The organism is Pseudomonas sp. B8(2017), assembly GCF_002113575.1.
Classification (GTDB): domain Bacteria; phylum Pseudomonadota; class Gammaproteobacteria; order Pseudomonadales; family Pseudomonadaceae; genus Aquipseudomonas; species Aquipseudomonas putida_Z.
Map to the genome: position 1 here is coordinate 18,101 of NZ_NEIO01000024.1, position 13,570 is coordinate 31,670.

2 protein-coding genes are annotated in these 13,570 nt (G+C 63.7%); both read left to right on the forward strand.

Going from position 1 to position 13,570, the window contains the following annotated elements:
• Positions 1-5 precede the first annotated feature (5 nt).
• Entirely contained in the window at positions 6-13,076 is a 13,071-nt protein-coding gene (locus CAG22_RS24050; RefSeq protein ID WP_085706325.1) for a hemagglutinin repeat-containing protein, read from the forward strand.
• Positions 13,077-13,090: 14 nt separating this feature from the next.
• Positions 13,091-13,465, forward strand: coding sequence for a barstar family protein (locus CAG22_RS24055; RefSeq protein WP_025337627.1), 375 nt, complete (start codon positions 13,091-13,093; stop codon positions 13,463-13,465).
• Positions 13,466-13,570 lie beyond the last annotated feature (105 nt).

Consider the following 13,570-nt stretch of genomic DNA (forward strand, 5'->3'; position numbering starts at 1 on the left):
CCGACATGGACGTTCGTCAATTCGCCTTCCTGGCCCGTCAGCCTTCGGCTGCCCTGCAAACACGCCGCACCTTCTGGGGCCTGTCCAAGCGTGGGCTGGCTTTCATGCTGGCCAACATGATGTTCTGGCAGCCGCTGGTGGCCATGGCCGACGGCATCGTGGTCAACGGCAGTGGCACCAGCCTCGGCCAGGCAGGCAACGGCGTGCCCATCGTCAATATCGCTGCACCCAGCGGCGCTGGGCTGTCGCACAACAAGTTCAGTGACTACAACGTCGGCCAGCAAGGCGTAATCCTCAACAACGCCACCGGCCGCACCCAGGCCACCCAGCTGGGCGGCATCGTTCTCGGCAACAGCAACCTGGGCGGCCGTGCGGCCAGCACCATCCTCAACGAGGTCAATGGTGGCAACCCGAGCCAGCTCAAGGGTTACACCGAGGTGGCCGGGCAGTCGGCGCATGTCATTGTCGCCAACCCCTATGGCGTAACCTGCAACGGCTGCGGTTTCATCAATACGCCCAGGGCCACGCTGACGACCGGCAAGCCGGTAGTCGAAAATGGGCAACTGCAGCGCTATCAGGTGGAGCAAGGCAGTGTCGCCATCGAAGGCGCCGGGCTCAATGCCAGCAACATCGACCAGTTCGAGATCATCACCCGCAGCGCCAGAATCAACGCCCAGATCCAGGCCCGCCAGCTGGCGGTGGTCGCCGGCAGCAACGACGTCGATGCGCAGAGCCTGGCCGCCACCGCACGTGCCGCCGACTCGGCCCAGGCGCCGCAGTTGGCCATCGATTCCTCGGCACTGGGCGGCATGTACGCCAACACCATCAAGCTGGTAGGTACCGAAGCCGGCGTGGGGGTGAAGCTCGACGGCAAGCTGATTGCCAGCGGCGGCGATATCCAACTCGATGCCAACGGCCAGCTGCGCATGGCCGAGGCCACCGCAGCCAAGGGCTCGGTGGCGATCACGGCCAGCCAGCTCGATGCCCAGGGCGGGGTATATGCCGGCAACGAACTGAAAGTGCGCACCCAGGGCGACCTGAACAATCGCCAGTCGCTCGCTGCCGGGCAACGCATCAGCCTGGACAGCGCTGGGCGGCTGAGCAACCAAGGCATCATCGAAGCGGGCGTCAACGCCGACAACAGCCGCAACACCACCGGCGACGCACGCCTGAACGCCAGGCACATCGATAACCATGGCAACACCGTGGTGGCCAGCCGCGATCTGAGCGTCACGGCGCAGCAAAGCCTGAACAACCAGGGCGGTACGCTCGGCGCCCGGTCTCGCCTCAGCGCAAGCGCCGATACCCTCGACAATCGCAACGCCGGCAGGCTGCTCAGCAGCGGCCAGGCGGACCTCACAGCCTCACGCCTGAACAATGCCCAAGGCGGGCTGATCGACGGCGCCAGCGTGAACGCCAAGGTTGGCCAGCTGGACAACGCCGCCGGTAGCGTGCGCGCGGGCCAGCACCTGGCTCTGACGGCCAGCGGCGCGGTGGATAACCGTGGTGGCCAGCTGACCAGTCTGCAGACCCTGAACCTCAACGCTGGCCAGGTAAACAATAGCGACAGCGGGCGCATTGCCAGTAACCAGGCACTAAGCGCCAGTGTCACGGGCCTCGACCAGCACAACGGCGGCAGCCTGACCAGCGTCAGCGAGCTGAGCCTGAACCTGAACAAAGGCCACCTGAACAATCAGGGTGGCCTGATCAATGCGCCACGCCTGACCCTGAACAACCTCGACACGGTGGATAACCACAAGGGCGAAATCTCCAGCGCCCAAGCGTTTGCGCTGGTGGCGCGCAGTCTCGACAACAGCCTTGGCAAGCTGCTCGGCAACCAGAACCTGAGCCTGCATCTGGACCAGGCACTGAACAACGACGGCGGGCTGGTTTCCGCTAACGGCATCAATGTGCGTGCCGCCAGCCTGGATAACCATGCGGGTACCCTGACCAGCCGTGCCGACCTGGCGCTGCAAGTGACCGGTAACAGCAACAACCAGTCAGGCGAGATTTCCAGCGTCGGTACCACCACCCTCAAAGGTGGCAGCCTCGACAACCGCGGTGGCCAGGTCACCGGCGATGCGGCCTTGCAGGTAGCGCTGGGCGACGCCCTGGACAATCGCCGAGGCCTGCTCGGATCGGCCGGGGGCGTCCACCTGCAGGCCGCCAGCCTGGACAACCGCGAGGCCGGCAACCTGGTCAGCGACGCGGGCCTGAGCGCCGAGGTCACCCGCTTGCTGGACAACCAGCAAGGCGAGATCAGCGCCAAAGGCAACATCGACCTGCGCGCGGCCAAACTCGACAACCGTGCCGGCAAACTGCGCGCCGGCCAGCAGGCGAGCCTGAATGTCGAGCAACTGGACAACCGCCAGCAAGGGCTGCTGAACAGCCTGGCCGCACTCAGCTACAAGGGTTTGCAACTGGACAACCGTGGTGGCCTGCTAAGCGCCGCCGGGCCGGTGCGCCTGCAAGCCGGCAGCCTGGACAATAGCGGCGGTCGTATTTCCAGTCAGCGCACACTGGTGGCCCAGTTCGGGCAAATGATCAACCAAGGTGGCGAGCTGGTTGCCCAGGGCGACCTGTTGCTGGCCGGCAGCCACCTGGACAACCGCGCCAAAGGCTTGATCGGTGGCACCAGCGCGTTACGGCTGAATGTTGCCGAAATCGACAACCGTGGCGGAGAAATCTCCACCACCAAGGCGTTGGCCATGCAAGGCACCCGCCTGGACAACAGCAACAGCGGCAAGGTCCTGGCCGGCAGCGCCCTGCAACTGCAGATGACCGAGGTGCTCAACCGCAACCTGGGCCTTCTGTCGGCCACCGGGCCGCTGACCCTAAGCGGCCAGCAGCTGGACAACGGCCAAGGGCGTCTGGTCAGTGGTGGCGACCTGGACGTTGGCCTGGTTGGCGGGTTAACCAACCAGCAGGGACTGATCAGTGCCGAAGGGCGCCTGGGCGTTACCGTCGGCAAGCTGGACAACAGCAGCGGCAAGCTCTCCAGCGCTGCCGGCCTTTCGCTGACCAGCGCCGGCACGCTGCTCAACCGCAACGGCTCGATCACTACCGACGCCGGTCTGGCGCTGACCAGCCAAAGCCTCGACAACGGCCAGGCCGGCTTGCTCAGCAGCAAAGGCGCGGCCAAGGTCGTTACCGGCACCTTCGACAACGGCGAGGGCGCGCAACTGGTCAGTGGCGACCGCCTCGACCTTGAGGCCGGCCAGCTCAATAACGGCCAGGGCAGCCGCATCGCCAGTGAAAAGGCGCTGGTCGCCAGCGTCACCGGCCTCGCTCAGGACGGTGGCCAACTGTTCAGCAAAACTGCGCTGACCCTCGACCTGAACCACGGCCAGCTGCGCAACCGGCAGGGGTTGATCAACGCGCCACTGCTGGTGCTGAACAACCTTGCCAAGGTGGATAACCAGCAAGGCGAAATCTCCAGTGCCCAAGCATTCACCCTGGCAGCACGCAGCCTGGACAACAGCAACGGCCGGCTGATCGGCCAGCAAGGCCTGACCCTGCGCATCGACCAGGCACTTAACAACCTCAAGGGCCTGGTAGCGGCCAGTGGCCTGGACCTGCGCAGCGCCAGCCTAGACAACAACCTGGGCCTGATCAGCAGCCGCGCCGGCCTGGGCCTGGCCGTCGACGGCGAACTGCGTAATCAGGGCGGTACGCTGATCGCAGATGATCGCCTGCACATGCAGGCCGGCAGCCTGCTGAACCAGCAGGGGCAGGTTTCCGCTGCGGGCGAGTTGCAAGCGCGAATTGGTACCCTCGATAACCAGGCCGGTGTGCTGGTTGCCTCTGGGTACCTGAAACTGTCCGGTGACCAGCTCGACAACCGCCAGGGTGGCCTGATCGGTGCGAGCCAGGGCCTGGACTTGCAGGTGGCGGCGGTAGACAACCGCGCCGGGGAGCTGTCGAGCAAGGCAGACGTCATCCTCGGCGGTACCCGCCTGGACAACAGTGACGGCGGCAAGGTGCTGGCCGACGGCAAGCTGCAAGTCGCCGTCGCCGAGGTGATCAACCGTAGCAAAGGCATGCTCTCGGGCAAGGCCGGGCTGGGCTTGACCGGCAACAGCCTGGACAACGTCGGCGGCCTGCTGCTCAGCCAGCACGCCATCGATGCCACGCTACAAGGCACACTCGACAACCGTCAGGGCCTGATCAGTGCCGAAGGTAGCTTGGGCCTGGCGAGCAACGCACTCGACAACCGCGGCGGCAGTGTTTCCAGCGCGGGGGCGATGACCCTCAAGCACACCGGCAACGTCCTCAACCAGGGCGGGGAATTGGTCACCGATGCGGCGCTGCAACTGAGCGCGGGTCAGGTCACCAACACCGACCTGGGAACCATCAGCGCCAAGGGGCCGGCCAGCATCGACGCCGGCAGTCTCGACAACAGCCGCAAAGGCCGGATCGACAGCGGCGCCAGCCTGGGCCTGATCACCGGCCAGCTGAGCAACCGCGATGGCGGCCGAATTGCCAGCGTCGGCGCCCTGTTGGTCAACGCCAGCGGCCTTGACCAGCAAGGTGGACAGCTGTTCAGCAACAGCGCATTGACCCTGGACCTCAACCATGGCCAGCTGGATAACCGCCACGGGCTGATCAACGCCCCGATGCTGGTGCTGAAGAACCTCGATGGGGTGAACAACCAGGGCGGCGAGATCTCCTCGGCTCAGGCCGTCACCCTGGCTGCTCGCAGCCTGGACAACAGCAGCGGCAAGGTGCTGAGCAATCAGGCGCTGACCCTGCGTATCGACCAGGCCTTGCAAAACATCAAAGGCCTGGTCGCTGCCGAAACCCTGCATACCCGTGCTGCAAGCCTGGACAATACCGGTGGCACGCTGACCAGCCGTGGTGGCCTCGACCTGCAGTTGGCCGACAGCCTGAACAACAGCCAGCAAGGCCTGATCAACGCCGCTGGCCTGCTGGACATTGCAGCCCGCGCTGTCGACAACCAGGCAGGCTCGCTGTTGGGCAACGCCATCCGCATCGATTTCGGCAGTGCCACTGGCGACCTGAACAACGATGGTGGCCTGATCACCACCGATGGCCCGCTGGCTCTCGACCGCCTGCGCGACCTGAGCAACCGCGGCGGTGAAATTTCCTCGCGGCAGGACCTTGCCCTGGCCGGCCGTGCCCTGGACAACAGCGCTGGCAAGCTGATCAGCAGCGGCCAGCTGAATGTCACCGCCCAGCGCCTGCTGAACCAGGGTGGACTGGTCTCGGGCTGGCGAGGCCTGGGCGTAAATCTGGGCAGCCTCGACAACCGCAACCAGGGCACCCTGTCCAGCCGCGATGGCGCGTTGGACGCCGCAGTCAGCGGCGACCTGCAGAACAGCGCGGGTGGCGCGCTGGTCAGCCAGCAAACCCTGAACGTGGCAGCGGCGAACCTCGATAACAGTGGTGCCGGCATCCTGTCCAGTGGCGGCGCGCAGCGCCTGACCATCAGCGGGCTGCTGAACAACGGCCAGGGTGGCCTGATCGACAGCGGCGCGGCGCTGGCCCTCAACGCCATGGCCCTGGGCAACGTCGCCGGCAGCATCAGCGCCCGGCAGGCACTCGAAGTGAATGCCGGTAGCCTGGACAACAGCGCCGGCAGCCTGATTGGCAATGCGGCCGTCACCCTCAAGCTGCTCGGCGCCCTTGCCAACAACAACGGCAAGCTTGCCAGCGCCGGCCCCCTGCGCATCGACAATGCCACGCAAATCGACAACCAGGGTGGCCAGATCGCCAGTCAGGGCCTGCTGAGCCTGTTCGCCAGCAGCCTGGACAACCGCAATCGCGGTACCGTGGCGGCCAGCCAGCAACTGACCTTGGCCGTTGACGGCCAGCTGCTCAACAGCGCCGACGGCCTGATTTACAGCCAGAACGGCGGCGCCGATGTGCGTGCCGCCAGCTTTGGCAACACCAAGGGCACTTTGCAGAGCCAGGGGGCCTTGCAACTGGTGACCGGTGATGTCGACAACCAGAGTGGCCGTATTCTGGCCGACGCTGGCAACCTCGACGTCACGGCCGGCAACCTGGACAACCGTGGCGGCGTGCTTTCCAGCCTGCAAGGCAAGTTGGTCGCCGACCTGCGCGGTGTGCTGAACAACGGTTATGACCTGAACAACAACCGCCAGGGTGGCGTCACCCAGGCCCAGGCCCTCGACCTCAAGGTACTGGGTGGCATCGACAACTATGGCGGGCGAATTGCTGCACAAGCTGGCGATGCCTTGGTCAGCACCGCCGATTTCGACAACCGCAACGGCGGCCTTTATGCCCAAGGGCTGGTCAAGGTTACAGGTGGCAATTTCGACAACAGCGGCGACAACGATGGCCAGATCGCCGGCCAACGCATCGACCTGGACCTCAGCGGTGCGCTGAATAACCGCCTGGGCATCATTGAAAGCGACAGTACCCTGGTCATCAAGGCGGCCAGCCTCGACAACCAGACCGGCCAGTTGCGTGCCTTGGGCACAAGCGGCGCCACCCGCCTGCAGATCGGCGGCCCGTTCGACAACCGCAACGGCACGCTGGAAACCGCCAACAGCGACCTCAGCCTAGGCGTTGGCAGTTTCCTCAACGCTGGCGGCAGCCTGCTGCACGTGGGCAGCGGCACTTTCGACATCAGCACAGCCAATGTCACGGGCGCCGGCGGTAGTATCGTCACCCGGGGCGGCCTCACCCTCAACGCTGACAGCTGGAGCAACAGCAACGTTATCCAGGCCGGGCGCCTGACGCTCAATGTCGGCAACTTCAGCCAGACCGCCAACGGCCAGTTGCTGGCCAGCGAAGCGCTGGTCGGCAGCGGCAGCGACTGGAGCAACGACGGCCTGATCGCCAGTGACGGCAGCCTCAGCCTCGATCTGGCTGGCACCTACGCCGGCAACGGCCGCCTGACCAGCCGTGGCGACCTTGGCCTGAGCGCCGCACAGGTCAACCTGAGCAACACCGGCAGCATCGCCAGCGGTGGCACCACCAGCCTCTCGGTAGTCGGGCAGTTGAACAGTGCCGGCCGCCTGACGTCTGCTACCGGCTTCACCCTCGTGGCAGGCGGCGTCAACAACCAAGGCACGCTGGGTGCCGGCGAAGCGCTGAGCGTGACCACCGGCGCCCTGGTCAACAGCGACCAGGGCCTGATTTTCAGCGGCAGGGATATGGGCCTGCGGGTCGCCAGCCTGACCAACAGCTATGCCGACGTCTACAGCCTGGGCGCCCTGACCATCGACCGGGATGGCCAGGGCGGCTTGGCCAACAGCATCGTGAACCGTTCCGGCTCGCTGCAGAGCGACCTGTCGATGAGCCTGGCAGCGAGCACCATTCAGAACGTGCGGGCGGTGCTGCAGACCGACAACAAGGGCCTCTACACCGCCCGCGTTGGCGAGGTGGCCTGCATCGAGGGCTACAACGCCGGCGACTGCGGCGGCAAGCGCAACCACGTCTGGGAGATCGTCCAGCGTGACAAGTTCGAGGTGACCGACGCCAGTGCCGCCTCCAGCATCACCACCGGCGGCAACCTGACCATCCGGGGCGGCGACCTGCTCAACAGCAGCAGCACCATCGCCGCTGCCGGTAACCTGGTGGCCAGCGTCGATAACCTGACCAACAGCGGTGTGGAAACCGGCGAGACCGAAACCACCCGCATCTTCCGTTCCGAACGTACCCGCAACGCCGGGGCCTGGTACCAGCTGGCCAGCTCGATCACCAGCAAGTACTGGTACGAGAGCGCTGGTTACGACCCTGCCAACCTGGGTGGCTTGCAAGCTGACCTGGCCAGGTTCATCGGCATGACCGAAGCGGAGCTGGTGAGCCTTGGCAGCACCCGCAAACTAGCGGCTGGCGACCAGAGCTATGCCGCCATCATGCAGGCCAATGGCGCGGTGAACATCACCGCCGGCAACGGCATCGACAACAGCGTCGTGCGCCCGGGTTACGCCTACATCGGTAGCGGCGCGCGTACCGATACCACCGCACCCGGTACGGCGTTTTCCACCCGCATCACACTCAACCAGCAGCTGCCGCCGGACCTCGCCCAACAACAGGTCAACCCGCTGGCGCTGCCCGGCTTCAGCCTACCCACTGGGCAGAGCGGCTTGTTCCGCTTGAGCAGCGAGGCCGGCAGCACGACCGCCAGCGGCCCGCAAAGCTGGAGCATGGGCGGCGCCAGCCTGAGCGTCGCGCAGCGCCAGCAACCCTTGCCGCTGGCCCAGGGGCGCACGGTCAGCATCCGCGGTGCCGACCAAGCGGCAGGCAGCAGCACCACGCTGAATACGGCCGATCGCACCCAGGCGAACGTCGCCGGTAGTGCCAGCGCCGTCGACACCAGCCTGCCCGGGAACGCCGGTAGCCCCGCGCTGCCCGGCCGCTCGGCGGTGGACGACCGCATCAGCCAGGCCTCCACGCTCAACGGCCAAGGCCCGCTCACCATCGAGCGCGTGCAAGGCCTGCCCGACAGCAGCGTGCGCAGCAATCCGCACAAGTATCTGATCGAAACCAACCCGGTGCTCACCGACCTCAAGCAGTTCATGAGCTCCGACTACCTGCTGGCGAACCTTGGCTACGACCCGGATGAAAGTGCCAAGCGCCTGGGCGATGGCTTCTACGAGCAGAAGCTGATCCAGCAGGCCGTGGTCGCCCGCACCGGGCAACGCTTTATCGATGGCCAGAACAGTGACGAACAGCTGTTCAAGTACCTGATGGACAATGCCATCCAGAGCAAGCAACAGCTCAACCTGGCAGTGGGCGTGAGCCTCACCTCCGAACAGGTGGCGGCGCTGACCCATGACATCGTCTGGCTGGAAACCGCCGAGGTGAATGGCGAGCAGGTGCTGGTGCCAGTGCTCTATCTGGCGCACGGCAACAACCGTCTGGCCCCCAACGGCGCTCTGATCGCCGGCAACGACGTCAACCTGATCGCCGGCCAGAACCTCGACAACGTCGGGACCCTGCGCGCCAGCAACAACCTGTCGGCCAAGGCCGGCAACAACATGGTGAACAGCGGCCTGGTCGAGGCTGGCAACCGCCTCGACCTGCTGGCTGGCAACGATCTGGTGAACAAGGCCGGCGGCATCATCGCCGGGCGCGACGTCAGCCTCGCCGCCGTGCGTGACGTGATCAACGAACGCACTTTGACTTCGCACCAGAGCAGCAACGGCAGCTACGCCCAGCAGCGCGACTTTGTCGATAACGCCGCCCGGGTGGAAGCCGCGAACAACCTGGCGATCAACGCCGGGCGCGACCTGAGCAACAACGGCGGCGTGCTCAGCAGCGCTGCCGACACCAGCCTGAAGGCCGGCCGCGATGTGAAGCTGACCTCGGTCGAGCAGGTGGTGGTCAACGACCGCGGCGTGCGCCACACCGACAGCAGCGTGACCCAGAACGGCTCGAGCGTGCAGGCCGGGCGTGACCTGAGCGTCAGCGCCGGGCGCGATATCAGCGCGGTGGCCAGTGCGATCGAGGCCAAGCGGGATGTGGCCATGGCGGCGACGGGCGATCTGCAGCTGGCAGCGGCCGCCAACGAGCAGCACTCGGCGAGCAAGACCCGGAAAGTCACCAGCCAGGAGGACCATGTCCAGCAGGTGGGCAGCACCGTGGTGGCTGGCGGCTATGTGGCATTGAAGGCTGGCGACGACCTGGCACTGAGCGCCAGCCGCGTGACGGCGGGTGATGAGGCCTACCTTTATGCCGGTGGCGATGTACAGCTGGTCGCTGAGGAGAACAGCGACTACAGCTACTACCGCAAGACCAAGACCAGCCACTCCGGGCTATCCAGCAGCCAGAAGACCCGGATCGACAGTTCGAAGGCCATCACTCAGCAGGGCTCGTCGGTCAGTGGTGACACGGTGGTCGTTCGCGCCGGGCAGGATATCGGCGTGTCGGGCAGCAGCATCGTGTCCACCAACGACACCAGCCTGCTGGCGGGCCGTAACGTGCAGATCGATAGCGCGACCGAAACGTTCGAGCAAAGCCACTCGAGCTCGAAGAAGAAATCGGGCCTGCTCAGCAGTGGAGGCATCGGCTTCACGTTGGGCTCGACCAGCCTGGAGAAAACCTCGACCAGCACCAGTGAGAACGCCAAGGCCAGCACCATTGGCAGCGTGCTGGGCAATGTCACCATCGAGGCGGGCAAGGACCTGGGTATCAAGGGGTCGGAGGTTGTCGCCGGCAAGGACATCACCCTGGTCGGGCAGAACGTCGAGATCGTTGCTGCTGAAAACCACAACACCAGCGAGCAGACGTCCAAGAGCAAGAGCAGCGGCTTGACCCTGGCGCTGTCCGGTACGGTTGGCAGTGCCATCGACACCGCTTACCAGACTACCAAGCAAGCGACCCGGGAAGAGGACAGCCGGCTTTCTGCACTCCAAGGTATCAAGGCCGGGCTGACCGGTGTTCAGGCCTGGCAGGCTGCCCAGCAGAGCGGTGGCATGACGGCGGATAATGCTGGCCAGTTCGTAGGTATCGCCTTATCGCTGGGCGGGCAGAAGTCGAGCTCGCGGCAGACCCAGGAACAGACCGTCAGCCAGGGCAGCAGCCTGACCAGTGGCAACGACCTGAGCATTGTGGCCACCGGCAACGGGGCCGGCAGCGGCGGGGATATCCGGGTACAAGGCAGTCAACTCAAGGCCGGCAATGACCTGCTGTTGTCCGCCGAACGCGACATCCAGCTTGAGGCTGCTGCCAATACGCAAAAGCTCGATGGCAAGAACAGCAGCAGTGGCGGCGCCATCGGCGCCAGCATTGGTGTAGGTTCCGAAGGTGCCGGTCTCAGCATCTTCGCCAATGCCAACAAGGGTGCCGGCAACGAGAAAGGCAACGGCACGACCTGGACCGAAACCACACTGGACGCCGGCAATGAGGCGACCCTGCTCAGCGGGCGGGACACGGCGCTCAAAGGGGCCCAGGTCAACGCCGCGAAAATCACCGCCGACGTAGGGCGCGACCTGACGCTGCAAAGCCTGCAGGACACCGACAACTACAAGTCCAAACAGGCCAATGTCAGCGGTGGGTTGAGCGTCACCATCATCGGCGCGGGCGGGGCAAGCGGCAGTCTCAGCGTCAGCAAGACCAAGCTCGACTCCAACTACCAGAGCGTGCAGGAGCAGACCGGTCTGTTCGCCGGCAAGGGCGGTTATCAGGTCGATGTGGGCAAGCACACCCAGCTTGACGGCAGCGTCATTGCCAGTACTGCCGACGCCGACAAGAACCGCCTGAGCACCGGCACCCTGGGCTGGAGCGATATCGCCAACAAGGCCGAGTTCAAGAGCCAGTTGGCCAGCGCCAGCATCAGCGGTGGCAACGGTGGTGCTGACACCTTCACCAGCAACATGCCAAGCGGCACGTTGATCGCCTATAACCACAGCGGCAGCGCCAGCGGCACCACATCTTCGGCCATTTCCGAAGGCACGCTGGAAATCCGAGACCCGGGCCGGCAGCAGCAGGATGTGACCAGCCTCAGTCACGACGTCGAGCATGCCAACGACAGCATCAGCCCGATCTTCGACAAGGAGAAGGAACAGCGGCGCCTGCAGCAGGTTCAGCTTATTGGCGAAATCGGCACACAGGTATCGGACATCGTCCGCACCCAAGGGCAGCTGAAGGCTGACCAGGAGGCGCGTGCGGAACTTGAAGCACACGGCATCGTGGCGCCGGGTGAAGGGGCAAGCAAGGAGGCGGTGAAGGCGTACCAGAAACAACTGGTCGCCACCGAGGCTTACCAGCGAATCATGGGTAAGTATGGCACCAGTGGTGATTACCAGCGCGTGACCCAGGCCGTGACAGCGGCACTGCAAGGGTTGGCGGGTGGTGATATCGGTTCTGCGCTGGCAGGCGCATCGGCACCGTACCTCGCGCAGGTGATCAAGAAATCCACTGGTGACAATGCTGCACTCAACGTCATGGCCCACGCAGTGTTGGGTGCCGTTGTCGCCCAAGCGCAGGGCAACTCGGCGGCAGCCGGGGCAGCGGGTGCGGCCGGCGGCGAACTGGTTGCCCGCCTGATCACTCAGCAGTTGTATGGCACCAGCGATAGCAACTCGCTCAGTGAAGAGCAGAAACAGACCGTTTCGGCGCTGTCGACGCTAGCGGCCGGGCTTTCGGGCGGTCTGGTGGAAGGTAATAGCGCTGGGGCTGTCGCGGGTGCCGGTGCGGGCCGTAACGCGGTTGAAAACAACCTGCTGGCGAACAAATACGGCGTTGAACGGCTGGATGCCGCCAGCCGGGCGTTGTATGAGAAGCTCAAGGCCGCCGGTATCGGCAGTATTGATGAGTTGCACGAGCGGTATAAAGCCTGTGGTGGAAATGGCGGCTGCGAGGTTGGTATTCGTGATGAGTACCGGCAGCAGGAGAAGCAGGCTGGGGAAAAGCTGGTTGAGCTGTACCAGAGCGGCAGGCTGAGCAAAGCGGAATATGACCTTCTGGTAACGGATTACGCCCTTGCGATGATGAGGGGGGTAGTGGACGCGCAGAAGAGCGACGCGGACGCGAGCTTCCTTGATGTCTACGCGCTGTCGGGCAGCGATTGGTCGCCAATGGGCGTTGTTGCGAATCCGTATGTGAACGCGATCAGAGCGAGTGAGCTGATTGCGGAATGGAGACGGCAAGGGTTAACTGAAGAGGCAATCAATGAACGGGCACGTCAGGACGGCTTGCTCGGCTCGACCTTGGCGCCGGTGGATGTGCCAGGGATCATTAGCCTTGTCGATAAAGGTGCTACGCGGGATGATGTAGTAAAATTAGCGGCGGTGGTGATACTAGGCAAAGCTACCAGCGGTGCAAAAGACCCCACCCGCTTTATTGATGGAGTGAAGGTCGTTGATCAAAAGACCGGAAATGTTTTACAAGGCACTGTTGATCTCGGCCCGACCATAGACCGGATAAAATCAGGTGGTTCGTTCCCTCATCGAAACGATGGGTCTATATTTCAGAATCGTGGCGGGGATTTGCCGCAAAAACCTGCTGGCTACTATACAGAGTACGTACATCCTACCCCAGGTGTTTCAGGGCCAGGGCCTCAGCGGATAGTTGTTGGGAAGGGTGGTGAGATGTACTACACTGCAGATCATTACAAAACATTTATCCCAGTCAATAAATAAAACAAGGAGTGGAAATGCTGCCATTCAAGTACTCCGATCTCACGCCTTCATTCGACGCTGCGGAAGTCTTTTATGTCCGTATTGATCCGAAAATTTCTCTCTCGGAAGAGCTGCTGAGCGCGCTATATTACCAGCTATGGCTTCCAGGGTATTTTGGATTCAATTGGGATGCACTCTACGACTGTTTGAGAGATCTTGAATGGATTCCATGCCGCAAGGTGGTTCTTGTGCATGAAGTTACTCCAAACGTGCCAGTAGATGACCTGAAGGTTTATCTGGAGGTGTTGCGCGACGCGGCTCTTGACTGGGGGCGAGATGAGGCGCATCAATTGGAGGTTTTCTTCCGGTCGACTGACCGAAGTGCCGTAGAGGCACTTTTAATGAGCTAATTCAAGTGGTGCAAAAGGAATAGGGAACGCTACAGAGGCGGGCTCTGTTTTACTCAGTAACGTAATTTTTGGTCAAAAGATCCTATTCAGTTTAGTGGAAATAAG